At 72.9% G+C, this 25279-nt stretch carries 21 protein-coding genes; 9 read left to right on the top strand and 12 right to left on the bottom strand.

Going from position 1 to position 25279, the window contains the following annotated elements; genetic code table 11:
* The first annotated feature begins 16 nt into the window (after positions 1-16).
* Both MT346_RS04280 and MT346_RS04275 read left to right on the top strand, forming a co-directional pair.
* Positions 17-1267 (top strand): sensor histidine kinase, encoded by a 1251-nt coding sequence (locus tag MT346_RS04280; RefSeq protein ID WP_243561594.1) that lies wholly within the window; start codon positions 17-19, stop codon positions 1265-1267.
* Positions 1264-2316, top strand: a complete 1053-nt coding sequence (locus MT346_RS04275; protein WP_243561592.1) for a hypothetical protein — start codon at positions 1264-1266, stop codon at positions 2314-2316. The genes MT346_RS04280 and MT346_RS04275 overlap by 4 nt, the downstream gene beginning before the upstream one ends.
* 584 nt (positions 2317-2900) lie before the next feature.
* On the opposite strand, the gene MT346_RS04270 is transcribed toward MT346_RS04275, so the two are convergent.
* Both MT346_RS04270 and MT346_RS04265 read right to left on the bottom strand, forming a co-directional pair.
* Positions 2901-3155, bottom strand: a complete 255-nt coding sequence (locus tag MT346_RS04270; RefSeq protein ID WP_243561591.1) for an acyl-CoA carboxylase subunit epsilon — start codon at positions 3153-3155, stop codon at positions 2901-2903.
* 10 nt (positions 3156-3165) lie between these two features.
* On the bottom strand, positions 3166-4761 hold the full coding sequence (locus MT346_RS04265; protein ID WP_243561590.1) for an acyl-CoA carboxylase subunit beta: 1596 nt from the start codon (positions 4759-4761) through the stop codon (positions 3166-3168).
* Positions 4762-4835: 74 nt separating this feature from the next.
* Between MT346_RS04265 and MT346_RS04260 the strand changes: the two genes are divergently transcribed.
* The 6 genes from MT346_RS04260 to purE all read left to right on the top strand — a co-directional run bounded on the left by MT346_RS04260 (position 4836) and on the right by purE (position 11270).
* The gene (locus MT346_RS04260; RefSeq protein WP_243561588.1) at positions 4836-5666 is read left to right on the top strand and encodes a biotin--[acetyl-CoA-carboxylase] ligase; all 831 of its coding nucleotides are present in this window, start codon (positions 4836-4838) and stop codon (positions 5664-5666) included.
* Between the two features lie 4 nt (positions 5667-5670).
* Complete coding sequence (locus MT346_RS04255; RefSeq protein WP_243561587.1) at positions 5671-6219, top strand: PH domain-containing protein; 549 nt, start codon at positions 5671-5673, stop codon at positions 6217-6219.
* Positions 6220-6257: 38 nt separating this feature from the next.
* Entirely contained in the window at positions 6258-7565 is a 1308-nt protein-coding gene (locus MT346_RS04250) for a UDP-glucose/GDP-mannose dehydrogenase family protein (protein ID WP_243561586.1), read from the top strand.
* Positions 7566-7756: 191 nt separating this feature from the next.
* Positions 7757-8893, top strand: coding sequence for a 5-(carboxyamino)imidazole ribonucleotide synthase (locus MT346_RS04245; RefSeq protein ID WP_243561585.1), 1137 nt, complete (start codon positions 7757-7759; stop codon positions 8891-8893).
* A 111-nt stretch (positions 8894-9004) separates the two neighbouring features.
* The gene (locus MT346_RS04240; RefSeq protein ID WP_243561583.1) at positions 9005-10702 is read left to right on the top strand and encodes a glycoside hydrolase family 6 protein; all 1698 of its coding nucleotides are present in this window, start codon (positions 9005-9007) and stop codon (positions 10700-10702) included.
* Positions 10703-10760: 58 nt separating this feature from the next.
* Complete coding sequence (purE, locus tag MT346_RS04235; protein ID WP_243561581.1) at positions 10761-11270, top strand: 5-(carboxyamino)imidazole ribonucleotide mutase; 510 nt, start codon at positions 10761-10763, stop codon at positions 11268-11270.
* Positions 11271-11300: 30 nt separating this feature from the next.
* Here the strand turns inward: purE and MT346_RS04230 are convergent, their stop codons facing one another.
* From MT346_RS04230 to MT346_RS04215, 4 genes are all read right to left on the bottom strand, one after another.
* Positions 11301-12248: a GH25 family lysozyme gene (locus MT346_RS04230; RefSeq protein ID WP_243561580.1), complete on the bottom strand. Its 948-nt coding sequence runs from the start codon at positions 12246-12248 to the stop codon at positions 11301-11303.
* 94 nt (positions 12249-12342) lie between these two features.
* On the bottom strand, positions 12343-13020 hold the full coding sequence (locus MT346_RS04225; protein WP_243561579.1) for a hypothetical protein: 678 nt from the start codon (positions 13018-13020) through the stop codon (positions 12343-12345).
* An 89-nt stretch (positions 13021-13109) separates the two neighbouring features.
* Positions 13110-14252, bottom strand: coding sequence for a glycosyltransferase family 1 protein (locus MT346_RS04220; protein WP_243561578.1), 1143 nt, complete (start codon positions 14250-14252; stop codon positions 13110-13112).
* 61 nt (positions 14253-14313) lie between these two features.
* A complete protein-coding gene (locus MT346_RS04215) occupies positions 14314-15363 on the bottom strand; it encodes a YbhN family protein (protein ID WP_243561577.1) in 1050 nt (349 codons plus the stop codon).
* Between the two features lie 29 nt (positions 15364-15392).
* On the opposite strand from MT346_RS04215, the gene MT346_RS04210 reads away from it, so the two are divergent.
* Positions 15393-16574 (top strand): glycosyltransferase, encoded by a 1182-nt coding sequence (locus MT346_RS04210; protein ID WP_243561576.1) that lies wholly within the window; start codon positions 15393-15395, stop codon positions 16572-16574.
* On the opposite strand, the gene MT346_RS04205 is transcribed toward MT346_RS04210, so the two are convergent.
* The 6 genes from MT346_RS04205 to MT346_RS04180 form a co-directional block, all read right to left on the bottom strand.
* Complete coding sequence (locus tag MT346_RS04205; protein WP_243561575.1) at positions 16538-18070, bottom strand: hypothetical protein; 1533 nt, start codon at positions 18068-18070, stop codon at positions 16538-16540. The genes MT346_RS04210 and MT346_RS04205 overlap by 37 nt on opposite strands.
* Entirely contained in the window at positions 18067-19089 is a 1023-nt protein-coding gene (locus MT346_RS04200; RefSeq protein ID WP_243561574.1) for an NAD(P)-dependent oxidoreductase, read from the bottom strand. The genes MT346_RS04205 and MT346_RS04200 overlap by 4 nt, the downstream gene beginning before the upstream one ends.
* Positions 19086-19937, bottom strand: a complete 852-nt coding sequence (gene rfbD, locus MT346_RS04195) for a dTDP-4-dehydrorhamnose reductase (protein ID WP_243561572.1) — start codon at positions 19935-19937, stop codon at positions 19086-19088. Before rfbD ends, MT346_RS04200 begins: the two co-directional genes overlap by 4 nt.
* 14 nt (positions 19938-19951) lie before the next feature.
* Positions 19952-20938, bottom strand: a complete 987-nt coding sequence (gene rfbB / locus MT346_RS04190) for a dTDP-glucose 4,6-dehydratase (RefSeq protein WP_243561805.1) — start codon at positions 20936-20938, stop codon at positions 19952-19954.
* Positions 20939-22641: 1703 nt separating this feature from the next.
* Positions 22642-24234, bottom strand: coding sequence for a glycosyltransferase family 39 protein (locus tag MT346_RS04185; protein WP_243561571.1), 1593 nt, complete (start codon positions 24232-24234; stop codon positions 22642-22644).
* Positions 24227-25168, bottom strand: a complete 942-nt coding sequence (locus MT346_RS04180; RefSeq protein WP_243561570.1) for a glycosyltransferase family 2 protein — start codon at positions 25166-25168, stop codon at positions 24227-24229. The genes MT346_RS04185 and MT346_RS04180 overlap by 8 nt, the downstream gene beginning before the upstream one ends.
* Positions 25169-25279 lie beyond the last annotated feature (111 nt).

Genomic DNA, 25279 nt, shown 5'->3' with positions numbered 1-25279 from the left:
CCGCGGCGGTGACACGATGACGTCCGAGGTCGCACCCTTCGGGTCGGACCCCGCACGTGGCGTGCGGGCGACGATCTCCGAGCGGTCGGTCGAACGGGTGCTCTCGATCATGCTCGCCGTCGGCGGCGTGTGCCTCGGGCTGGTCAACGCGGCCCAGGTGCTCGACCAGCTCCCGCACCTCGATCCGTTCTGGGGTCCGGTCGCGGTCGGCGTCTTCGGCGCGGCGCTGCTGTTCGTGGGCGCTTCGGCGTTCGCCCCGCAGCTGGCGCAGCCGGCGCAGATCGTCTGCGCACTGCTCTTCGTGGTCGCGCTCTTCACCTGGCCGGCCACGGTCGTCGATCCGCTCGACCCCGGCAAGGCGCCGTGGCCGTGGTGGTTCTGCAACGTCGGGACCATCGCGGCCGCGATCGGCATGGCACCGTGGCGCGCGACCGTGTACAACGTCGTCGTGCCGGCGGGGTACGTCGTCATCCGGATGCTGCCGGCCGGTGGTGGTCTCGGGTTCACCCGTGCGCTGCTGGACGGCGTGTACGTCGCGATCCTCGGTGGCGCGGGGCTCGTCATCATCGTCGTGCTGCGTCGTGCAGCCGCGGCGGTCGACACGGCCCAGGCGACCGCGGTCCGGCGGTACGCCGATGCGATCCGCGCGCACGCGACCGAGGTGGAGCGTGTGCAGGTCGACTCGATCGTGCACGACAGCGTCCTGACGACCCTGCTGTCTTCCGCACGCGCCGACACGCCTGACGGCATGCAGCTGTCCGCGCGGATGGCCAGGAACGCGATCGACCACCTGGGCGCGGCGGCTGCCGACGCCCCGGGCGACGTGCCGCCCGTGACCCTGGTGGAGCTCCGACAGCGGATCGCCGCGGGCGTCGCTGCCCTGGCGGCCCCGGTCCGCGTCACGGCGGCCCCCGCCGGTGCCGCCGCCACGAGTCTGCCGGCGTCGGTGGCGGACGCGATCGCATCCGCCGCGCTGCAGGCAGCCGTCAACAGCGTGCAGCACGCCGGTGACTGCGTCGACCGGTGGGTGGCCGTCCGACACGTCGACGGTGACACGGTGCGGGTCGAGGTCGGGGACGACGGTGCCGGCTTCGACGTGGGCTCGATCCCGCCCGAGCGACTCGGCGTCCGACGGTCGATCATCGAACGGGTCGCGACGGCGGGCGGGGTCGCACACATCGACTCGGCACCGGGAGCCGGGACGCGGATCGTGCTGACCTGGACCGGGACCCAGCGGCACGATGACGACGAGGAGCTCCGCGGATGAGGGTCTCGATCCCGGCGAGCATCGCGACCGGCCTGGCGACGCTGTTCTCCGTCTACCACCTGGTCCTCGCGCTGACGACGCTGCCGCAGATGACCTCGGTCGGGCCGGTCGTGGCGTGCATGGTGCTGTACGCGGCTGCCACGGGTGCGGCGCTGTTCGTCCGCGGGCGTGCGCTGCCCGTGTGGGTCGCGTGCTTCTCGCTGGCGACGGTGGTCGCGATCCCCGTCGTCGCGTCACCCACGGTCGACGTGGGCGAGCCGCTCGGCCACACCACGTGGTGGGTCGCCGCCGTCTGCACGCTGATGGTCGTGCTGGCGGTCCGTGGGCGGGCACCGTTCGCGTGGGCGGGGGTCCTGTTCCTGGCCGTCTACACGCTGTTCTGGGCGGGCCCGGGCGCGCTCGTGTCGCTCGGCGTGCTCGGCAGCACCGCCTGGTTGGGCGTGGCGTCAGTGTTCACCGCGGCGATGAACCGTGCGACCCGCGTCACCCGGGACTTCATGCGGGCCGAACAGGAGACCGCCGACTGGCAGGCCGCCCAGGACGCGCACGTGTTCGAGCGGCAGTTCCGCCTGAGCCAGACCACGCGGATGGCGCTGCCGATGCTCCAGCGGATCATCGACGTCCGCGGCGACCTGACCGAGGACGAGCGCACCGAGTGCCTGCACCTCGAACAGGCAATCCGCGACGAGATCCGCGGTCGCTCGCTGCTGTCCGACGACGTCCGCGACGAGGTGATGCGCCTGCGTCGGCGCGGGGCCGTGGTGCAGCTGCACGACGACGGTGGTCTCGACGAGTTGCCGGTCGACGACCTGCGTCGCATCCACCTGCGCCTGGCCGATGCCCTCCGGCAGGCCCACGACGCCGACAACGTCATCGTGCGCACCGTCCCCGAGGGCTCCGGCGCGGCCGTCACGGTCGTGGGCCTGCGGCTGGACCTGGCGGCGAGCGAGTCGGCGGCGCTGGGCGCGGGCAACGACGACGACGAGGACGGCGACGAGGACGACTCCGTCGCCCTGTGGCTCGAGATCCCGCGGCACGAGTCCGTCTGAGGCGGCCGGGGCCGCCGACCCGGTCTGGAGGCTCGGTGTGGGTCCGCCAAGGACCTCGCCCGGGCTGGCCGGTCACGTCGCCGGATCCGGAGCCGAACGTCGAGTGGTCGCAGATCGTCGGTCCGCAGGACTCGAGCCGACCTTCTTCGATCAGTCGGCGGTACTGAGCGGGGTGTCGCGACCAGTCGGCCGTGGACGACGAGGGAACGGGGAACGGGCCGGCCGGAGAACCCGACCGGCCCGTTCACGACCCGAGGCAGAGCGACAACCCGAATATCGCCCTGACTCGCAATGGACGATGGCGTCGTACCCTAGTCGGCCACCGTCCGGCGATGTACTTCGTAGAAGGACACCGAACACTGACTACTATGCCGACTGCGATCCCGCATGTCAGTCGTCATTTCGGGGGACAATTCTGCCCATTTCGCCGAGTTCCTCAGGAATCCTGCCCCCCGATCGAGGGGAGACGGACCGGGAAGTGCAGGGGACGACGCCGACGGGGTGGTCGAGGGCAGGGGTACATCGTTGCACGGAGCTCCCGCGCCACGGAAGGGGGCTCGAGCGTCGTGCGGGCGGGTTGCGGGCTACCGCAACGAGCGCGACCAGGCCCCGTGACCCGCGGGCAGGGAACCGCGGAGCCCACGCGCCGATGCGTCCCACGATGCGCGCGGCGAGACCGTGATCCGTGCTCGACCGGATGCGGCGGCCTCGTCGGCCTGTCGCTGCAGGACGGCGACGACCGCGGCCAGTTCCTCGGGTGTGGGGTCGCCGGACACGACCCGCACGTCCGCCACCGATGCCGGTTCGTCCGCGGGGACCGCTGCTGCGTGCTTGGCCATCAGCGCACCGTCACAGCGGGATGTTGCCGTGCTTCTTCGGCGGCAGCGACGCACGCTTGCCCCGGAGTGCACGGAGGGCCTTGATCACGGACACGCGGGTGGCGTGCGGTTGGATGATGCCGTCGAGCTCCCCGCGCTCGGCCGCCAGGTACGGCGACGCGACGTTGTAGGTGTACTCGTTCGCCAGTCGGGAGCGCACGGCGGCGACGTCCTCGCCGGCTTCTTCGGCGCGCTTGATCTCGGACCGGTACAGGATGTTGACGGCGCCCTGGCCGCCCATCACCGCGATCTCGGCCGTCGGCCACGCCAGGTTGATGTCCGCGCCGAGCTGCTTCGACCCCATCACGATGTACGCGCCGCCGTAGGCCTTGCGCGTGATGACGGTGACGAGCGGGACCGTGGCCTCGGCGTAGGCGTACAGCAGCTTGGCGCCGCGGCGGATCACACCGGTCCACTCCTGGTCGGTGCCGGGCAGGTACCCGGGCACGTCGACGAGGGTCAGGATCGGGATGCCGAACGCGTCGCAGAACCGGACGAAGCGCGCGGCCTTCTCGCCCGCGTCGATGTTGAGGGTGCCCGCCATCGCCTGCGGCTGGTTGGCGATGATGCCGACGGTCCGGCCTTCGACCCGGCCGAACCCGATCAGGATGTTCGGCGCGAAGAGCGGCTGCACCTCGAGGAAGTCGCCGTCGTCCACCACGTGCTCGATGACCTGGCGGACGTCGTAGGGCTGGTTGGCGGAGTCCGGGATCACGACGTCGAGCTCGCGGTCGGCGTCGGTCGTCTCGAGCTCGGGGGCGACGTCGTAGGCCGGCGGGTCCGACAGGTTGTTGTCCGGCAGGAAGCCGATGAGCGACCGGGCGTAGTCCAGTGCGTCGGACTCGTCCTCGGCCAGGTAGTGCGCCACGCCGGAGATCGCGTTGTGGGTCTGCGCGCCGCCGAGTTCCTCGAAGCCGACGTCCTCGCCCGTGACGGTCTTGATGACGTCGGGCCCGGTGACGAACATGTGGCTGGTCTTGTCGACCATGATGACGAAGTCGGTGAGGGCGGGGGAGTACACGGCACCGCCGGCCGCCGGCCCCATCACGATCGAGATCTGCGGGATGACCCCGGACGCCTGCGTGTTGAGCCGGAAGATCTCGCCGTACTTGCCGAGGGCGACGACGCCCTCCTGGATGCGGGCGCCGCCCGAGTCGAGGATGCCGATGATCGGCACCCCCGTCTTCAGCGCGTGCTGCATCACCTTGATGATCTTCTCGCCCGCGACCTCGCCCAGCGAGCCGCCGAAGACCGTGAAGTCCTGCGCGTAGACCGCGACCTGACGGCCGTGGATCGTGCCGAAGCCGGTGACGACCGCGTCGCCGTACGGGCGCTTGGCGTCCATGCCGAAGGCGGTCGTGCGGTGCCGGACGAACTCGTCGAGCTCGACGAAGGAGTTCTCGTCGAGGAGCTGTTCGATCCGCTCGCGCGCCGTGGTCTTGCCCTTGGCGTGCTGCTTCGCGATGGCGGCTTCGCCTGCGGCGGTCACGGCTTCGTGGTACCGCACGCGCAGGTCGGCGAGCCGGCCGGCCGTCGTGGAGAGATCGGGGGTGTCGCCTTGAGTCACCCGCTCACCCTACCGGGGGACCCACGGCCGACGGTTGGAGGACCCCCACGGTTCCTGCCCGTACATTTGCGTGCATGTCCACACCCGCGCTCCCGCGCTCCCGTGCCGTCGTCGCGTCCGCCGGAGCCGTCCTGGACCTGCGGGAGACGACCGGTTCGACCAACGCCGACCTGCTCAGCGCGGCGCCGGACCTGGCCGACGGCAGCGTCGTCGTGACCCTCGACCAGACCGCCGGGCGCGGACGGCTCGACCGGACGTGGTCCGCCCCGGCCGGCGAGACCCTCGCCGCCAGCCTGCTGGTCCGTGCCGACCTCGACGACCGCAGCCGCGGCTGGCTGCCGCTCGTGGCGGGCGCGGCCATGCGCGACGCGGTGGCGGCGGCCCTGGGGCCCGCACCGGCGGACGCGACCGGCGTGACGGCCGTGGGGCGCGCCTCCCGGGTCGCGGTGAAGTGGCCGAACGACGTGCTCGTCGACGGCCGCAAGGTGTGCGGGATCCTCTGCCAGGTCGCGCCCGACGGCTCCGTCGTGGTCGGCGCCGGTGTCAACCTGACCATCCCGGCGGACCGGCTGCCGACGCCGACCGCGACCTCGCTGGCCGTCGCCGGCGCGACGGACGACGCGGCTGCGCTGGCCGACGCCGTGCTCTCCGCCTTCGTCGTCGCCGTCCGACAGGCGGTGGTCGGCCTGACGGCCGGCGGTGCGGCCGCCGAGTCGGTGCGCTCCCACGTCCGCGCGGTCTGCGGCACCATCGGCGCGCGGGTGCGGCTCGAGCTGCCCGACGGCACGGTGGTCGAGGCGGACGCGGTCGGCATCGACGACGAGGGTCGCATCACGATCCGGGACCGAGACGGCTCGACCAGGGGCGTCGCCGTGGGAGACCTCACCCACCTGCGGTATGCATGACGCCATGACCGCCGAGCCGCCGCCGGAACGCGTGGTCGCACGCCTCCGGCCGCACGCCCGGAGCTTGGTGCGACCGGCGGTGTTCGTCGTGCTCGTGGCCGTCGCCGGGGGCTTCGGCTTCGGGGTCTTCCAGGCGCAGCTCGCGTGGATCAACGTGGTGATCGCGGTGCTCGTGGTCGTGCTGGTGCTGTTCGGCGGCCTCGTGCCCCTGGTCCGGTGGCTCACCCAGCGGTACGTCGTGACCACGCGGCGGCTCGTCGTCGTGCGGGGACTCGGCACCCGGACGCGCCAGGAACTGCTGCACTCGCGCGGCTACGACGTCACGGTGCGCCGACGCGGCCTGCAGGGGCTGTTCCGCTCCGGTGACGTGCTGGTGTTCCCCGGTGACGACCCCGCCGTGGTGCTGGCGGACGTCCCGCACGCCGACCTGGTCGTCGCCGTGCTGCACGACCTGGTCGAGACGTACGAGGCCCGTCGCCGCCACCGCGAACCGGACTGGGACGAGATCGTCGGCGGACCCGACCGGCCGCCGTGGGGTGACGTGCGGCGCTGAACGTCCGGCAGCCGGTCGACGTCCGGTAGCGTCGTGGCGTGAAGATCTCCGTCATCGGCTGCGGGTACCTCGGTGCCGTGCACGCCGCCTCCATGGCCAAGCTCGGACACGAGGTCGTCGCCGTCGACGTCGACCCGGTGAAGATCGAACGGCTCGCCGCGGGCGACGCCCCGTTCTTCGAACCCGGACTGCCCGAGATCCTGTCCGAGGCCATCGCGTCCGGGCGCATCCGGTTCACGACCGACGTGGCCGAGGTCGCCGGGTCCCGTGTGCACTTCGTCGCCGTCGGCACGCCCCAGGGCCCGACCGGTGCGGCCGACGTCACCTACGTCGACGCCGCCGTCGCTGCCCTCGTCCCGCACCTGTCCGCCGGTGACGTCGTCGCCGGCAAGTCCACCGTCCCCGTGGGCACGGCCGCACGGCTGGCAGCGTCGGTCTCCCAGGCGGTGCCCGGCGCGACGCTGGTGTGGAACCCGGAGTTCCTGCGCGAGGGCTTCGCGGTCAAGGACACCGTCTCGCCCGACCGCCTGGTGTACGGCGTGCCGTCCGGGCCCGACGGCCAGGCTGCCGTCGACGCACTCGACGAGGTCTACGCGACCACCATCGCTGCCGGCACCCCGCGCCTGGTCGTCGACCTGGCCACCGCCGAGCTCGTCAAGGTCAGCGCGAACGCGTTCCTGGCGACGAAGATCTCGTTCATCAACGCGATGGCCGAGATCGCCGAGGTCGTCGGAGCCGACGTCACGGCGCTCGCCGACGCCATCGGCCACGACGAGCGCATCGGACGGAAGTTCCTGAACGCCGGGCTCGGCTTCGGCGGCGGGTGCCTGCCGAAGGACATCCGCGCGTTCCAGGCCCGGGCGACCGAGCTCGGCGTGGGGGAGTCGCTCGACTTCCTGGCCGACGTCGACGCGATCAACCTGCGCCGCCGCGCGCACGTCGTCACCCTCGCCCAGGAGCTGCTCGACGGCGACGTCACCGGCAAGCGCGTCGGGGTGCTCGGGCTCGCCTTCAAGCCGAACTCCGACGACGTCCGCGACTCGCCGGCGCTCGACATCGCGGCCCGTCTGCACGAGCTCGGCGCCGTCGTCAGCGCGTACGACCCCGAGGCGAACGGCACCGCGGCCCGCATCCGCCCGGAGCTGACCTACGTCGACTCCGCCACCCAGGCGGTGCAGGACGCCGACCTGGTGCTCGTGCTCACCGAGTGGTCGGAGTTCCGCACGCTCGACCCGGCCACGGTCGCTGACCTGGTGGCACGGCCGGTCGTGGTCGACGGACGCAACTGCCTGGACCGGGACGCGTGGACCGCTGCCGGGTTCACCGTGCGCGGGATGGGTCGCTGAGCGCCCGGGGGACGAGGAACACCCGAACGCGATCGGGCCGGCCGCGGGATGCGTCGCAGCACGGAGCCTCCGGGAATCCGTAGAGTTGAGCCGACCGCCCGGTCGGGCGGTGGTGCTGCCGTGGCAGCCTCCGGAATCGTCGAGGTGCGCTGCTCCCGTCAACGTGGGAGAGCGCGGAAGGAACGTTCAGCATGACCCTGCGCGTGGGTGTGATCGGTGGCGGGCAACTCGCTCGGATGATGGTGCCGGCGGCGGTGGAACTCGGGATCGACATCCGGGTGCTCGCCGAGGGACCCGGCATGTCCGCCGCGATCGCCGCGACGGCCGAAGGGGACTACCACGACGTGGACACCGTGCTCGCCTTCGCACGCGAGGTCGACGTGGTGACGTTCGACCACGAGCACGTCCCCCAGGACGTCCTGCGGGCGCTGGTCGACGCCGGCGTGGCGGTGCGCCCCGGGCCCGAGCCGCTCGCGGTCGCCCAGGACAAGATCACGATGCGCGCCCGGCTGTCCGAGCTCGCGCTCCCCGTCCCGGACTGGGCGGCGGTGCGCGACCCCGACACCCTCGGTGCGTTCATCGCCGAGCACGGGGGCCGAGCGGTCGTGAAGACCCCGCGCGGTGGCTACGACGGCAAGGGCGTCCGCGTCGTGTCCGACCCGGACCAGGTCGAGGACTGGTTCGCGGCCGCGGCCGAGTCCGGCGGGGACCAGGCGCTGCTGGTCGAGGAACTCGTCCCGTTCACCCGCGAGCTCGCCCAGTCCGTGGCACGCCGGCCCTCGGGCGACATCGTGGCGTGGCCACTCGTCGAGACGGTGCAGCGCGACGGGGTCTGCGCCGAGGTGGTCGCCCCCGCTCCGGACAGCGCCGGACGGATCGCCGACGTGGCCGAGTCCATCGCCGTCCGCGTCGCCGAGGCACTCGGTGTCACCGGGGTCCTCGCCGTCGAGCTGTTCCAGACCGGCGACGAACGCATCCTCGTCAACGAGCTCGCGATGCGTCCGCACAACACCGGGCACTGGTCGATCGACGGTGCGACCACGAGCCAGTTCGAACAGCACCTGCGCGCCGTGCTCGACCTGCCGTTGGGCGCCACGGGCATGCACGCCCCGCACGCCGTGATGGTGAACGTGCTCGGTGGCCCCGCCGACGGCGACCTCGCCGCCCGGTACCCCGCCGCGCTCGCCGCGTTCCCCGAGGCGAAGTACCACTTCTACGGCAAGGCCCCGCGGCCCGGCCGGAAGATCGGACACGTGACGGTGACCGGTGACGACGTCGACGACGTCGTGTACCGGGCACGGTCCGCCGCGGCGCACTTCGACGACTGACCTGCGGATGCCACCTCGACGGGTGGCACCCGGACTGGCGGCTGGCGGTCGGGACCCGCGGATGGTCCCATGGGGGGCCAGGGAACACCGACCGACCAGGGGAACCACCACATGCGCACCACCACGGTCGCCGCTTCTGCGATCGCGCTCGTCGCCGTGCTGTGCGGCGTGCTGACACCGATCAGCGCCGACGCAGCCACGACGGCCACGGACATGCGCGCCCGGACGGCATCGCAGCTCTTCGGCGCCGGGCAGTACCGGTCGCCGACGAGCGAGGCCGCGAAGGCCGCGGCAGCCCTCCGCGCCACCGACCCGGCGGGCGCGGACGCGGCCGCGACCATCGCCCGCTACCCGGTGGCGACCTGGCTCGGGGAGTGGACCACGGGGGCGACGTTGACGAAGACGATCGCCGCCGCGACTGCCGGCGCCGACGCGACGGGGACCACCGCGGTCTTCGTCACCTACGCGATCCCTGACCGCGACTGCGGCGGGTACTCGGCCGGCGGGTTCGACGAGGCGTCGTACGACGCGTGGATCGACCAGGTCGTGCGCGCCGTCGCCGGCAAGCGGGCGGCCGTCGTCGTCGAGCCCGACTCGCTCGCGATGCTGAGCGACTCCCGGTGCACGGCAGCACTCGGGCAACAGCGCTTCCGCATCCTTTCCCGCGAGATCGCCGCGTTCACCGCGGCGGGCGTGCCGGCGTACCTGGACGCCGGCAACTCGAACTGGATCCGCCCGGCGCTGATGGCCGAACGCCTGCAGGCGGCCGGGGTGCGCGGCGGGCGCGGGTTCTTCACGAACGTGGCGAACTACTACCCGACGGCACGGGAGCAGGCGTACGCCGAGCAGGTCTCGGCCCTCACCGGAGGCTCGCACTACGTCATCGACACCTCGCGCAACGGCACGGGCTGGCGGGGGACCTGGTGCAACGCGCCCGGCGCCGGGCTCGGGACGTCGCCACGGGTCGCTGCCGACGGCACCGGACTCGACGCGCTGCTGTGGGTCAAGACCCCGGGCGCGAGCGACGGGACCTGCAACGGCGGTCCGGCAGCAGGCACGTGGTGGTCGGCCGCCGCACAGGGTCTGGTCGGCGCGGCCCAGCTCGGTGGCCCGCAGGGGTCCCCGGCGTCGTCGGTGTCGGCACCCGGGGACGACGCGACCGACGACGTCCCACACACCCCGGTCCTGGCGTTCGACCGGGCTGGCGTCGCACGCTCCGGCATGACCGTGTCCGGCTGGAGCATCGACGAGGACGAGCCGGCCTCGGCCGTCACCGTCGCGGTCACCGTCGACGGGCGGTCCGTCGCGACGCTGACCGCCGACGCCCAGCGCCCGGACCTGGTCGGGCTGCCGACCGGGGCAGGCACGGCACACGGGTGGTCGGCGACGGTCCCCGGTGGGGCGGGGACGCACCGTGTCTGTGCCGTCGCACGCAACCTGGGGCCGGGCAGCGACAGCCCGGAGACCTGTCGGACCGTGAGCGTGACGGCGAGCGCCCCCTTCGGCACGTTCGGCTCCGCATCATCGCCGTCGAAGCGTCGCGTCGACGTGGCGGGGTGGGTCTTCGACCGCGACCAGATCGCCTCGGCGGTCACGGTCACGGTCACCGTGGACGGATCGCGGACGGCCCGGTTCGCCGCCGACGCCGCCCGACCCGACGTCGACCGGTCGTACGCGTCCGGCCCCGCCCACGGGTTCGCCGCGCGGGTCGTCAGCCCCTCGGGGCAGCACCGGCTCTGCGTGACGGCGTCCGGGCTCGGGGCCGGCGGCGACACCGTGCTCGGGTGCCGGACGGTCACCGTCCGCTGACCGGCCGGCGGCGCACGAGCGTCCGGAGGGCCCGCACGACCGCCGCTAGGCTCGACCCGTGACCGACACCACTGCTCCCGCACCGCTCGTCTCGATCATCATGGGCTCCGACTCGGACTGGCCCACCATGCGGGCCGCGGCGGACCTGCTGGGCGAGCTCGGCATCCCGTTCGAGGCCGACGTCGTCTCGGCACACCGCACCCCGGACAAGATGATGGCGTTCGGACGCGGCGCCGCTGCGCGGGGCATCCGGGTCGTCATCGCCGGTGCCGGCGGCGCCGCGCACCTGCCCGGGATGGTCGCCGCGGTGACCACGTTGCCGGTCATCGGCGTCCCGGTGCAGCTCGCCCGGCTCGACGGTCTGGACTCGCTGCTGTCGATCGTGCAGATGCCGGCAGGCGTCCCCGTCGCGACCATGGCGATCAACGGCGCCGCGAACGCCGGCCTGTTCGCCGCCCGCATCATCGGCAGCGCCGACCCGGTCGTGGCCGGCCGGCTGGCACGCTACGCCGAGGGACTCGAGCAGGTCGTCGAGCGCAAGGCGCAGGCCCTCCGCGACGCGCTCTGAGCCCGTCGCGGACGGCCACGCGTCGCGTGGTCAGTCGGTCCGCGCCGCGAAGATCCGGAGCGACCGGATCGAGTGCACCGTCACGTCCTGATCGCCCGGGAACGTGCCCTCGGCTGCCCACTGCCAGAAGGTCCACCGACCCCAGCTCGCGCCGACGGTGCCCGGGGTCGTGAAGTCGTTGACCGGGTAGAGCGCCACGAAGAGCGGGTTCCCGGCGAACGACGACGAGTTGCCCGTGCAGCGCTTCCACCAGTCCGTCGTGGTGTAGATCGCCGGCCAGCGGTGGATCCGCTGGTACACGGCGTTGGAGAACTGCGAGATCCACGCCGACATCGCGCCCTGGGTCATCCCGTAGCAGGTGCCCTGGGCGGCGGTGCCGTACTCGATGTCGAGCAGCGGCGGCAGGGTCTTGCCGTCGTTGCTCCAGCCGCCCCCGTGTGCGAAGAAGTACGCGGCCGTGGCGGCCCCGCTCGCCTGGGACGGCTGCGCGTACACGTACCCACCCCGGATCAACCCGGAGACCGCCGACGCGTTGTACTGCCGCACGTAGTACGGGCTGGTGTAGCTGACGCCCTCGCTCACCTTCATGTAGGCGAACCGGGCACCCTTGGCGTATGCAACACCGAAGTCGACGTCGTGCTGCCAGGCACTGACGTCCATCCCCTGCAGCCGGCCGGGCGGAGGCCCCCCGGCGGTCGCCTGCACGCTCGCCTGCGCCCGTGCACCGGCCGCAGTACCCACGGGCGCCACGTGGGCAGCGATGCTGGCACCCATCGCGTGGTTGCCGGTGGCGTCCATCGTGGCGAGTGACGGATCCGGAGTGGTCGTCGCCTGGGCCGACCCGGCCGCCGGAGCGGCGGTCGGTGCTGGTGTGCTCACCGGGGGTGCGGCGCTCGCCGGTCCCGCGGCCAGCGCGGTGACCACGGCCATCCCCAGGACCGTCGTCGTCGCGATGCTCGTCAACGTGTTCTTCTGCATGCCGTCTCGTGCTCCCTGTCGAGGACGACCGCGGCGGACCCACCTCGGTCGCGTCCGGCGAGCATACGCCTGACCGACGACGTTCCGAGGTCGGTCAGGAGGCCGTGGCAGCGCCCGTCAGGCCGTCCACGGTCACGGTGCGGGTCGCGCCGCTGGCCGTGACGGTCGCCGTCCACACCGGTGCGCCGGCAGCGCCGCCGAGGACCAGCGACGCCAACGTGCTGCCCGGTACGGCCCGTTCGGCCGCGGTCGCGGCGGCGGAGGCGGTCGTCTTCGCCGCCGTTGCGCGCGCGAGGTCCGCCGTCCCGGTGGCCGCGTCGACGGACTTCGGGAACGGACCCGAGGTCACACGGCCGAGCGTCGCCGACACGACGGACTGGGTCTCGGCACCGTCCGGGCCGTTGACCACGACGACCGTCCAAGAGTCCCCGGAACCGGCGAGCGACAGGACCGCGCCGCCCCCCGCGGCGGCGATGCCCTGCTGCGTGACCGTTGCCCAGTCGACCGAGGTCGGAGCGTCGACTCCGCTGCCGTTGCCCGTCCCCGGACCGGTCCCGTCGTCGGCCGATCCGGTCTGGTCGTCCGACGGGGTCGCGCTCGGTGCCGCCGCGCCGCCGCTCGCCGACGGTGCGGGCGAGCTGCTGCGCGACGAGGTCGCCGAGGCGCTCGGGGCCGGGTCCGACCCGCCCGAGCACGCGCTGAGCACGGTCGTCAGGGCGACGGCGATGACGATCGAGGCGGTCAGGACCGGTGCGTGGTGTCGGCGTGCCATGCGCCGATGATGGCAGTCCGCACGTGTCGCGCCGCTCGCCGACACACGGTCCGTCCAGGGATCGATGCCGTCCCGTGATGCAGGGCCGCCTACAGGTCGGCGTGCAGCTGCCAGGTCTCGAGTGCCGAGTCGTGCCAGTCGAACATCCGCGCCCGGTCCGGTCCGGCGACCGCGAGCTGACTGGCGAGGTGGGTGTCGTTGACGACCTGGTAGGCGGCCTGCGCGAGTCGCTCGGGGTAGCTGTCCCGCGGTTCTCGGGCGACGCTGACCCCGGCGTCGGACGCCACTTCGCGCACGGCGTCGTCGTCGGAGTGGATGACCGGCGTGCCGAAGGACATCGCCTCGATGACCGGCAGGCCGAACCCCTCGGCCAGGCTGGGGAAGACGAAGACCGTCGCCCGGTCGTACACCACGGCCAGGTCCGGATCGTCGACACGGCCGAGCACCTTCACCCGGTCCGCTGCCAGCCCAGCCCGTTCCGCGGTGCCGACCACGTCGACGTCCCCCCAGCCGTCCGGGCCCGCGATGACGAGCGGGACGTCCTGCGGCGCATCGGGGTGGGCCATCGCCTGGATCAGCGCGGTCAGTCCCTTCCGCGGCTCGAGCGTGCCGACGGCCAGCACGTACCGGTCCGGCAGACCGAGGCGTTCGGCGCGCAGGTCGGCGTCCACGGGGACCCGGAGGCGTCCGCTCGGTGCACCCCCGATGACGCGCAGACGGTCGTCGAAGCGGCGGATCTCGTTGAGCTGCGCAGCCACGGCGTGCGTCGGGACCACCACGGCGTCGGCGTGCCGGAACGCCCGCTTCACCATCGCCTTGTGGAAGTGCACCCCCCGGCTGGTCAGGGTCTCCGGGTGCGTCCACGGCACCGTGTCGTGCACGGTGACCACGGTCTGCCGTCCCGGCTCCTGGAAGCGGTTGTGCCCGACCAGCGGCGCGAGGACGCTCGGTGCGTGGACCATCCCGCGCGACGCGCCACGCGCCATGCCGCCCTGCCACGCGAGCGCCAGTTCGCGACGGGGGAGCGCGAGGCGTTCCAGCCCGGCGAGGCCGGGCAGGAGGGTGCGCAGGTGCTCGATGTCGGCCGGGGGTGCCGCGGACACCACCCCTTCGACGTCGCACCCCGCCGGAGCCGTCGCGATGAGCTGCCGCGTGAGTTCCTCCGCGTAGCGGCCGATGCCGCCGGGGACCGGGGCGATCACCTGGTCCACGATCACGCGGAGTGTGGTCATCTCGTGGGGCTCCTCGAGGGTTCGGGCGGGGACGTCCCCGGGAAGGTCGACAGCGAGGGTATCAGTGGCGGTCGTGTGCACCGGGCGGCGTCGCCGCGGACCGTGCGACGGCCCTGCGGTGCCGGACCGCCAGCGCGGACCCCACCCCGGCGAGCAGCACGTCGCCGATCGTCATGAACACCCGGCTCACCACCGCCAGCGCCAGGGCTGCACCCCCGGAGGGCGATGCGACGCTCGCCAGCAGCAGCACGAGGACGCCCTCGCGTGCCCCGAGCCCGGCGGGAGCGACCACGACCAGGAAGCCCACGAGCCACGCCACCGCGTACGCACCGGTCGACACCGCGAACACCGACGGCGAGTCCGCGCCGAAGGCGTGCAGGACGAACGTCGCCTGGATGCCGTAGAGCAGCCACATCACGACGGACCACGCCATCGACGCCGCGGTGCCGCTCCACGTGAGCGCGACCGCTTCGGGAGGGCGACGGAGCAGCCGGAGGGCCAGGGCGATGAGGCGACCGAGGACCGGCGGCGTGAGTGCGACCAGACCGATGGCGACGACGACGACCAGCCACCAGTAGTGCGCCAGACCGTCGCTCGCCGAGGCCAGCAGCGCCACGATGCCGACCAGTGCCGCCGTCACCATGCTCACGAGCATCGAGGCGAGCGAGGCGACCGCGCTGCCCGTCCGCGCGAGACCGTGGGCCCGCCCGAGTTCGGCCTGCGCGGCGATCGACCACACACCGCCGGGGATGTACTTGCCGAGCTGCCCCACGAAGAAGATCGACGCCGCCGCCGCGAGTCGCACCCGGAAACCGGTGGCCGCCATCATCGCGCGCCAGGACAGCATGTTCGCCACCAGGGCCGCGACCGTGGCGACGAGGCCGACGACGACGGTGAGCACGTCCAACCGGGCGAAGTCCGCGACGATCGCGTCCCACTGCCGCGCGATGCCGAGCACGAGCAGACCGACGGCGACCACGGCAGCGGCCCACTTGACGGCCGTCAGGGCGCGCGCGCGGCGGCCACGGCGGGCGGGCGTGCCGTCCGCGGCGGGTGTGGTCGTCGGTCCGGGGTGTGCCGCCTGGGACCCCGTAGGCTGTCGTGCGTCCATCGACCGACAACTCTAAGCGAGCGCGCTGCATGCAACCCGACTCCGCCGTCCGTCCGACCCTGCTCGTCGCCGCGTCGACGTTCCCGGCCGAGCCGGGCGACGGGACCCCGGGGTTCGTGCTCGACCTGGCACTGGCGCTCTCCGACGAGTACCGCGTGGTCGTCGTGGCACCCATGACCCGCGGTGCAGCGGCACACCAGCGCATCGGTGACGTCGAGGTCCACCGGTACGGGTACTTCCCGGCGCGCTGGCGTGACCTGGCCGACGGTGCGATCGTGGACAACCTGCGGGCGGAGCCCGCGCGGTGGCTGCAGGTCCCGTCCTTCTTCGCGGCCATGGCCGCCGCACTCGTGCGCGAACGGCGCCGGTCGCGTCCCGACGTCGCACTGCTGCACTGGATCATCCCGCAGGGTGCCGTCGGCCGGCTCGTGCTGGGCAGGCTGCCCCGCGTCGTGACCACGCTGGGTGGTGACCTGTACGCGCTGCGGCACCCGGTCCTCCAGGCCGTCAAGCGCGCCGTCGTGCGGAACGCATCGTCGGTGACGTGCATGAGCACGGACATGGCCCGCGAGCTCGGCGCGCTCGGTGCCCGCGCCGACCAGGTCCACGTCGTCCCGATGGGGGTGGACCTGGCACCGATCACCGCCGCGGTGGCACGCGAGGACCGGGTCGCCGGGCGGGTGCTCTTCGTCGGACGGCTCGTCGAGAAGAAGGGCGCCGTCGTCCTGCTCGATGCCCTCGACCGGATGGCCGAGCGCCCGGCGACGGTCGTCGTGGTGGGGGACGGGCCGCTCCGGGCGGACCTCGAACGTCGCGCCCGAGCCGAGGTCTCCTTCGTGGGTGCGCAGGGCAAGGACGCCCTGGCCGCGGAGTACGCCCGTGCCGCCGTCGCGCTCTACCCGTCCGTCCCCGCAGCGAACGGCGACCGTGACGGACTGCCCGTGGCGCTCCTGGAGGCCATGAGCGCGGGGTGCGCGATCGTCGCGTCCGCGGTCCCCGGCATCGTCGACGTCATCGAGGACGGCGTCAACGGGCTGCTCGTGACGCCCGGGGACGCCGACGACCTGGCAGCCGCCGTGGACCGACTGCTGGGCGACCCGGAGTGGGCCGCGTCCCTCGGGGCGGCGGCCGCGCGGACGGCGGCAGCGCACACCGTCGACGCCGTGGCCGACCGCTACCGCACGCTGTTGGCCGAGGCCCGCGCCTCCTGATCGACCGCGGACGCCGGCGGGGTGTCGCGGAAGGCCCGCGGTCCGGCGGGCAGAGCGGCCGGTTCCCGGTGGCGCTGGTCGACGAAGGCACCGACGACGCAGCCGACCGCGGCGAGGACCGAGACGGCGAACATCAGCTGCACCACGCGAGCGGCATGCGGGACGATCCCCGCCACGTGCAGGTCGACCAGGGACAGGTACGGCACGAACGACACGGCCACCCAGAGCAGGACGAGCGCGCCGGAGGCACGGCGGAAGCCGGTCAGTCCCGCTGCCATCGCGATCGTGATCACCGGCAGGATGGTCAGGGCGTAGCGGGTGTTCGCCGCACCGCCGCCGTGGACGTAGTCGATCTCGATCACCGTCAGCAGCGCCGAGACGACGACGAACATCGCCACGATCAGCCAGGTGGACAGGCGGTCGCGACGCCGGAACCGTGCGGCGGCGCGGCCGACGGCGGGGGAGCGGCGACGTCGGATGAGCACGACCACGCCGACGACCGCTGCGAGCAGCATCGGCAGGATCATGAGCACCCACTGCACCGGGGTGCTCGGGGGGAGCACGCCGCGGTAGATGCCGAACAGGCCGGTCCAGAAGCCGCCGTCGAGTGCGACCTCGCGCACGGGGCGGACGACACGGCCCATGTTCTCGATGCCCCACTCGGCGTGCCGGCCACTGAAGTTGCCCGACGTCGCCTTGTTGTGCAGGTAGAACCACCCCGACGCCGCTCCTGCCGCGACGACGGGAGCGGCCGCGGCGACGATCCTCGCCCACACGCCGCCGAGCCCCCAGAGCTGCACCCGACGGGCGAGCACGGTGGCGACGACCAGCGCGACCAGCCACAGCGCGAAGGACAGACGGGTCGTCATGCCCGCGGCGCCGACGACCGCCGAGGCGACGGCGAGACCGGGCCCCATGCCGGTGCGGATCGCCGCGCCGGCGACGCCGCAGGCCAGCACCAGGAGCAGCACGAACAGGATGTCGTTGTAGATGGAGCCGCCCTGCTGGATGACCATGCCCGCGAACGCCGTCACGACGGCGACCGCACCAGGGAGCCGACGTGAACCCGGGAAGCACCGCCAGGCCGCCCACGCGGACGCCACGACGACACCGCCGGCCATCAGGCCGCTCATCAGGCGTCCGGCGATGACCGCGACGAGCGGGTGGCCGCCGTCGAAGAGCGGGCCGACGACGGGCGCGAGCACCAGGTAGTACAGGGGCGGGTGCTGGGAGACCCACTGCACGGGCGTCGTCGCGCCGAAGGGGGCGTGGTACGTGATGCCCTTCTCGAACACCGGCAGGTGCAGGTGCCACACGCTGATGACGTAGTCGAGGTGTGCGGGCTCGTCACCGCCGTTCAGCGGGGGGTAGGTGAACGCACGGGCGACGGAGGCCGCCAGCATGAACACCACGGCGGCCCAGACGGTGAGGCCGGCCCACGGGTGCCGTGCGATCCAGGCGGTGGTCCGTGCCCAGCGGGGTTCGGTGCGGGTCATCGTGACAGGTCTCCTCGGTGCGGCGGCACGGGTCCGGCAGGCGGGTGGCCGTCGGCTCGGGCAGCGTGTCGGACGTCGTCGACGGTGCGTTGGACGTCGACGGTGCGTCGGACGTCGTCGACGGTACGTCGCACGCCCGCGTCGAACGGCGTCAGGAGGCGGTCGTCGACCTCCGGCAGCACGATCGACCGGAACCGCAGGTCCCGGCCCTGGGCCGACGCGGAGGGGTCCTCGCCCGTGCGGACGTCGAGATCCACGCCGACGGCGGCCCCGACGGCGTCGAGGACCTCGCGGATGGTGCGGCCCTGCTGCGACGCGAAGATCTTGGTGACCGGTGCGCCGGGCTCCGCACGCACGCGGTCCAGGGCGTCGACGACCATCGCGGCGGCATCGTCGATGAACAGGTAGTCGCGGGTGGTGTCGAGCGGGACGTACAGCGAGGACGGGCGCCCTTCGACGTGGGCGAGCGCGAGTTGCGAGACCAGTCCCTGCGGCTTGCCCAGGTTCGCGCCAGGCCCGTAGAGGTTGGCGATGCGGCCGATCAGCGCACGGGCACCGACGGCCTCGGCCCAGTCACGGAACCGCTGCTCGGCCAGCAGCCGGCTGGACCCGTAGGGCGCCAGCGGGCGCGGCTCGCTCGTCTCGTCGAACGGGACACCGACGGACCCCGCGTAGGCAGCCCCGGCGGAGGACGCGAAGAACACGGCGCCCGGGGCGCCGGCTGCCGCGGGTGCGGTGGCCACCGGGTCGAGCACCCGCTCGAGGAGCTCGGCCTCGGCGGCGAACGCGTCGGCGCCGGTCGCCACGATGCCGGTCCCGGCGCACCACACCAGGGACCACGGGCGGCCGCCCGCACGCATCGACCGGATCGCGTCGACCAGGTCGGCTGCCGCGTCCGCGGTCACCGACCAGCGGACGCGGGGGACGACCACGTCGGTGCCCGCGGCCACGAGTGCGCGGACGACGGCGCGACCGAGGAAGCCGCCGCCCCCGACGACGAGTGCGGTGGACGCCGTCACGCGGCGAGGACCCCAGCCCGGGCAGCGGCGTGCAGGGCTTCGCGCCAGTCGCGCATCGGGGGGACGCCCGCGCGTGCCCAGCCGTCGTGCCCCAGGACGCTGTAGGCCGGTCGGGGTGCCGGTCGGACGAACGCCGAGCTGTCGGTCGGCAGCACCCGCTCGGGGTCGAGTCCGACCTCGGCGAAGATCGCCTTCGTGAAGTCGAGCCACGACCCCTGGCCGGCGTTCGTGCCGTGGTAGATGCCGGCCGGTGCGTCGGCGTCGAGCATCGCGACGATCTGCCGTGCCAGGTCGCCGGTCCACGTCGGCTGGCCGACCTGGTCGGTGACGACGCTGACGGTGTCGTGCGAGCCGGCGAGCCGGATCATGGTCTTCGCGAAGTTCGGGCCACCGGCCCCGTAGAGCCAGGCGGCGCGGACGATGTACGACGAGTCCGGTGCGATCCGGCGAACAGCGGCTTCGCCGGCGGCCTTGGTGCGACCGTAGGCACCGATCGGGTCGGTCGGCTCGTCCTCGGCGTACGGCGATGTGCCGTTGCCGTCGAACACGTAGTCGGTCGACACGTGCACGAGCTTCGCGCCGGCAGCGACCGCGGCAGTCGCGAGCACCTCGGGGCCGCGCGCGTTCACGGCGTACGCGTCGTCCTCGTGGGACTCGGCGTCGTCGACCTTGGTGTAGGCGGCGGCGTTGATGACGACGTCGTGTCCGGCGACGGCCGCCGCGACGGCGTCCGGGTCGGTGATGTCGAGATCGGCGCGCGCGAGCGCGGTGACGTCACGCCCGGCGAGGGCCTGCTGGAGGTCCTGGCCGAGCATGCCGGCAGCGCCGGTGATCAGGTAGCGGGTCATGGTGTCCGTCCGGCTCAGGCGAGCGCCGCGCGCTCCTTGAGGGGCTCCCACCACGCGCGGTTGTCGCGGTACCACTGCACGACGTCGGCCAGGCCCTGCTCGAACGGCACCTGGGGCTCGTAGCCGAGCTCGGCCTGGATCTTGGAGATGTCGACGGAGTAGCGCAGGTCGTGCCCCAGACGGTCGGCGACGCGGTCGACGTACGACCAGTCCTTGCCGGTCGCCTCGAGCAGCATCTCGGTGAGCTCCTTGTTCGTGAGCTCGGTGCCGCCGCCGATGTTGTAGATCTCGCCCGCGCGGCCCCTGGTGAGCACCATCGCGATGCCACGGGTGTGGTCGTCGACGTGCAGCCAGTCGCGGATGTTGTTGCCCTCGCCGTAGAGCGGGACGTGCCGGTCGTCGATCAGGTTCGTGACGAAGAGCGGGATGACCTTCTCGGGGAAGTGGTACGGCCCGTAGTTGTTCGAGCAGCGCGTGATCGACAGGTTCAACCCGTGCGTGCGGTGGTAACTGCGGGCGAGCAGGTCGCTGCCGGCCTTCGACGCCGAGTACGGCGAGTTCGGCTCGAGCGGACGGTCCTCGGCCCACGAGCCCTCGCTGATGGAGCCGTAGACCTCGTCCGTGGAGACGTGCACGAAGCGCTCGGTGCCGTGCCGGAGCGCCGCGTCGAGCAGACGCTGCGTGCCGACGACGTTGGTCTCGACGAAGATGCCGGAGTCGCGGACCGAGCGGTCGACGTGGGACTCGGCGGCGAAGTGCACGATCGCGTCGATGCCCGGCACGACCTCGTCGAGCTTCGCGGCGTCGGTGATGTCGCCCTGCACGAACGAGTAGCGCGGCGAGTCCGCGACGGGCGCCAGGTTCTCGAGGTTGCCCGAGTAGGTCAGCGCGTCGTACACCACGACGTCGGCGCCTTCGAGGCCGGGGTAGGCGTCCTGCAGGGTGCGGCGGACGAAGTTCGAGCCGATGAAACCGGCCCCTCCGGTGACGAGGATCTTCACGCGTTGTTCCTTCTGGTCGGTTCCACGGTCGGCGGAGAGTCTAGCGGGGCGCCGTGCCCGGGGTCGTCGGTGGTCTGGGCCGCCACGTGCCCGGGGGTCGTCGGTGGTCTGGGCCGCCACGTGCCCGGGATCGGCGTCGGTCTCGCCGGCCGCACCCGCGTCCGGATCGGCAGCCGAACCAGCATCGGCGGCGGTGCCGGTGACGGTGTCCTCGGACTGGTGGGCGGGGCGGGTCGCGAGGACGACGAGTGTGACGAGCGCGACCGCCGCCACGACCACGACCAGGCCGACGGCCGCGACAGGGCGGATGCCGAGCGGTGTCGCGGCGGCGAGGGCGTGCAGGCCGGCAGTGGTGGGCGTGAGCCGTCCGCCCTGGTAGGCGCCGGCGACACCGACCGCCAGGCCGTACCCGGCGATCAGCACGGACCCGATGGTCCCCACCACCGCGGCGCGCCGCCGGGTCCGTCGTGCGGGCCAGACGCTGGCGGTCACCACCGCGAAGGAAGCGGCGAGCACCGGCGCTGCCACGAGCAGCACGCTGCCGTTCGACGTCGCGATCTGCCCGTCGGCGACGGCGTTCCGCCACGCGTAGACGAGCGTCGCCACCACGACCGACGCTGGCCAGACCAGCACGGTCCAGGTGGGTCGGAGTGCTCGGTCCCGGCGCAGCGCAGCCCAGACGAGGAGCCCGAGCGCGGTCGCGGACAGGCCGGTGACGAGCGGCGGGGTGAGCCCGTACGTCTCGAGTCCGAGCGAGCCCCAGAAGGACCCGATGCCGCCACGCCACTGGACGTCGAGGAAGGTCCCGATGTTCAGCCCGCCCGGGACGTCGGCCGGGGGAGTCGCCGGGGCCGGCGCGCCGTCCGGCACCCACCCCGAGCGCAGGGACCGCCACAGCGCGAGCCCGACGGCCAGGTCGACGACGACGGCGACGGCCGTGTCGACCAGCCGGCGAGCACGGGGACGTCGCGCGACCACGAGCACGACGAGGGCGAAGCCGAGGAGCACCAGGCCCATCGCGTTGAGGGTCGCCGCAGCCCCAGCCACCAGTGCCAGCCCGATCGACGCCCACCACGAGCGGTCGCCGGTGAGCACCCGTGCCGCGAGCCAGACGGCGACGGTCGCGAGCAGGACGACGGCGGTCCAGATCGTGACCGCCGCACCGAACTGCGCCGCCTTGGGGATCGCGAGCATCAGGACCGGTGCGATGGCCGCGAGCAGCCGGATGCCGGACAACCGACGGGCGATCGCCCAGACGAGCACGGGGACCGGGGCCAGCAGGACCACGTCCACGAGCCGGAGCGCGAGGACGGCGAGGTCCCACCGCAGCGTCTCGAAGTGCAGGACGCGCAGGACCGCGCCGGCGGCGAGGAACCAGGTCTGCGGGTTCTGCGACAGCGGGTTCACGATCGACGTCTCGCCCGGGTGCGCTGCCAGGACGGCTGCGAAGGTCGACCGGTCGCCGGGGTTGTCGATGACCCATCGGCTGGCGGCCAGCGCGTGCATGGAACCGGGCGGCGGCCAGCCGGCACCGAGAGCGGTCCGGAACACCGCGTCGACGGTGTCGGTCTCTCCCGGTGCGCCGAACAGCGGGGTGACCAGCGCCCAGAGCGTCAGGAGCGCCACCCAGAGGAGCGTGGTGACGACGAGCAGCAGCACGGTGGCGCGGCGGACGTCGACGGGACGGCGGGTCGTCGCGGCGCTCACCGGGGGGCCTCCGAGTGGGACGTGCCGGACGACGCCGACGCCGACGTCGACGTCGCTGTCGACGGCGCGGGCCTGTCGGGCGGGCACGTGGTCGCGGTCCCGCCGGTCACCCGCAGGGCGAGTCCGCCCGCGACGACGGCTCCGACGCCCAGCAGCACGACGAGCACGAGGACGACGGCACCGGGCACCGGACCCGCGTCGGCGTAGGCGTCCATGCCGCCCCTGGTGACCAGGATGGTCCCGCCTTCCCAGCTCACACGCCACTGGAACCAGACGCCGTACGCGGCGACGACGAGGGACGTGACCACCAGGCCGGACGCCAGCCGCCCGCGTCCGGCGTCGGTCCGCGGCAGGCGCCGCCAGGCGAGCGCACTGAGTGCGATGAGTGCGATGAGTGCGGGGAAGTAGTACCGGCCCTGCGTGCCGTTCACGCCGGTGGTCCGCAGGTACGAGGACCAGGTCGTCGCGGTCTGCAGCAGGATGAGCAGGAGCGGGAACACCGCCAGGACGACGGCCGGCACGAGGGTGCGTCCACGTCGGAAGGCGTAGGCCACCAGGACGACGACGGTCAGCACGGTGGCGACGTCGCTCAGCACCGGCGACACCGCGTGACCGGCGTTGTGGCCGCTGCTGCCCCAGAAGGTCCGGGTGATCGTGTCCCAGCTCACCTGGACGAACTCGGCCAGGTCGGGCCCCTGTCCCTTCGGGAACGACTGGTCCGTGCGCCCGACGAACCCGTCGGGCTGCAGACGCCCGAAGACGACGATGTTCTGCAGCCACCACCACGCACCGACGAGGGCGGTCCCGGCGCCGACCGCGACCGTGCGGACCAGCGCGCGCCGCCAGCTGACACGGCGGCCGGCGACGAACACCGCGACCAGGACGAAGGGGACCGCCGGCAGGCCGGTCCCCTTCACCCAGACGAGCGCGCCGAGCAGCAGGACGAGGAGCACGAGCGTGCGCCGTCGGTCGTCCCCGGTGAGGACGCGGACGGTGACCAGGGTCACCAGGCCGGCCAGCAGCAGGACGGGTGCGTCGTTCGTCACGACGCTGCCCACCACGGCGATCTGCGGCACGAGGAGCACCGCCGCTGCGGCCACCACCCCGCCGCGTGCGGACCGGGTGAGCCGGCGGACGGTGGCCCAGGCGATCACCGGCAGTGCGGCGACGATCGCGACGTCGAGCAAGCGGACGGCCAGGAACGCGTCGGACCACAGCAGGTCGCGGAACCCGATGAGGTGCAGCAGGCCCGCGGCGACGAGGTAGTAGGTCGGCGGGTGCTGGGTCATCTGGTCGACCGCCGGGTCCGACGCGCCCGGGTAGGCCCGCAGCAGGTCGCCCCAGGTCGCGGTCGCCGCCGAGGGCGACGTCACGCTGGCCCGCACGGCGTCGAGGACGTGCACGGTCCCGGGCGTTCCCCACCCGTTGCCGAGGGCCAGCTGCATCACGGCGTCGAAGTGCGCCATCTCGTCAGCAGCGTCGTACGGCTTCGTGACGACCGCGAACAGCAGCAGGACGAGCACGAAGACGACCGTCAGCGACGCGACCGCGAGACGTTCGCGGCGCCCGACGGCCGGCCGGTCAGTCACCGTACCGCTGGAGCTTCTGCAGGTCGAGCTGTTCCTCCGCCAGCGTGCGGTTCAGCCGGGTCAGGTCCGCCACCACACCGATCGTGATGGAGAGCAGGGCGGCGATCACGAGGGTGACGCCGAGGATCAGCGACTGCAGGTGGTTGCCGCCGCTGTCCGTCCACAGCAACACCAGGTACCGCACGAAGGGGATGAGCCCCGCCGCGCCGAAGACCGCACTCACCCCGGCGAACAGGGCCATCGGTCGGTACATCAGGTAGACGCGCGCGATCGCGGATCCGGACTGGAACATGTGCTGCCAGATGTTCTTGAAGAGCCGGGACTCGCGGGTCTTCGCGTTCGTGGTGATCGGGATGCTCGCGATCGCCAGCCGCTTGTAGCCGGCCTGCACGATGGTCTCCATGCAGTAGCTGAAGCGCGTCACGATGTTGAGCCGGATCAGCGAGTACTTCGAGTAGGCACGGAACCCGCTGGCCGCGTCGGGCAGGTCGAGCCCCGCGGCACGGCTGGCGACCCAGGAGCCGAACCGCTGCATGACCTTCTTGAAGCCGGAGAAGTGCTCGATCGTGCGGGTCTGCCGGTCGCCGATGACGATCTCCGCGTCGCCGTGCACGATCGGCTGGACGAGGTCGGCAATCTGCGCCTGCGGGTACTGGTTGTCCCCGTCGGTGTTCACGACGATGTCCGCACCGTGCAGCAGGGCGTAGTCGACGCCGTCCCGGAACGACCGGGCGAGTCCCATGTTCGTCGTGTGTCGGACGACGTGCCGGACCCCGTGGGCACGGGCGACCTCGACGGTGCGGTCGGTCGATCCGTCGTCGATGACGAGGATCTCGATCTCATCGACGCCGTCGATCACGGTCGGGATGGACTCGAGCACGGACGGGAGCGTCTGCTCCTCGTTCAGGCACGGGATCTGGATGAAGAGCTTCACGGAGTTCTGCGGTCTCGTTCTGTCTCGGGTGGGCGGCTGCGCAGCGTCATGGTCGTCCCTGGTGGTCACATGGCCACCGACACCCTATGCGAGATCATCCCGAAGGGGGAT

Origin of the sequence: Curtobacterium sp. VKM Ac-2922, assembly GCF_022815645.1 — a bacterium.
Classification (GTDB): Bacteria; Actinomycetota; Actinomycetes; order Actinomycetales; family Microbacteriaceae; genus Curtobacterium.
The sequence above is the reverse complement of the archived record's forward strand: the minus strand, read 5'-3'. Positions and strand labels throughout refer to the sequence as shown.

What these genes read in the sequence shown, in the direction of transcription:
- MT346_RS04280 (WP_243561594.1), top strand. Translation starts at nt 17, where the DNA reads ATGACGTCCGAGGTCGCACCCTTCGGGTCGGACCCCGCACGTGGCGTG.
- MT346_RS04275 (WP_243561592.1), top strand. Translation starts at nt 1,264, where the DNA reads ATGAGGGTCTCGATCCCGGCGAGCATCGCGACCGGCCTGGCGACGCTG.
- MT346_RS04270 (WP_243561591.1), bottom strand. Translation starts at nt 3,155, where the DNA reads ATGGCCAAGCACGCAGCAGCGGTCCCCGCGGACGAACCGGCATCGGTG.
- MT346_RS04260 (WP_243561588.1), top strand. Translation starts at nt 4,836, where the DNA reads ATGTCCACACCCGCGCTCCCGCGCTCCCGTGCCGTCGTCGCGTCCGCC.
- MT346_RS04255 (WP_243561587.1), top strand. Translation starts at nt 5,671, where the DNA reads ATGACCGCCGAGCCGCCGCCGGAACGCGTGGTCGCACGCCTCCGGCCG.
- MT346_RS04245 (WP_243561585.1), top strand. Translation starts at nt 7,757, where the DNA reads ATGACCCTGCGCGTGGGTGTGATCGGTGGCGGGCAACTCGCTCGGATG.
- MT346_RS04240 (WP_243561583.1), top strand. Translation starts at nt 9,005, where the DNA reads ATGCGCACCACCACGGTCGCCGCTTCTGCGATCGCGCTCGTCGCCGTG.
- MT346_RS04230 (WP_243561580.1), bottom strand. Translation starts at nt 12,248, where the DNA reads ATGCAGAAGAACACGTTGACGAGCATCGCGACGACGACGGTCCTGGGG.
- MT346_RS04225 (WP_243561579.1), bottom strand. Translation starts at nt 13,020, where the DNA reads ATGGCACGCCGACACCACGCACCGGTCCTGACCGCCTCGATCGTCATC.
- MT346_RS04220 (WP_243561578.1), bottom strand. Translation starts at nt 14,252, where the DNA reads ATGACCACACTCCGCGTGATCGTGGACCAGGTGATCGCCCCGGTCCCC.
- MT346_RS04215 (WP_243561577.1), bottom strand. Translation starts at nt 15,363, where the DNA reads ATGGACGCACGACAGCCTACGGGGTCCCAGGCGGCACACCCCGGACCG.
- MT346_RS04210 (WP_243561576.1), top strand. Translation starts at nt 15,393, where the DNA reads ATGCAACCCGACTCCGCCGTCCGTCCGACCCTGCTCGTCGCCGCGTCG.
- MT346_RS04205 (WP_243561575.1), bottom strand. Translation starts at nt 18,070, where the DNA reads ATGACCCGCACCGAACCCCGCTGGGCACGGACCACCGCCTGGATCGCA.
- rfbD (WP_243561572.1), bottom strand. Translation starts at nt 19,937, where the DNA reads ATGACCCGCTACCTGATCACCGGCGCTGCCGGCATGCTCGGCCAGGAC.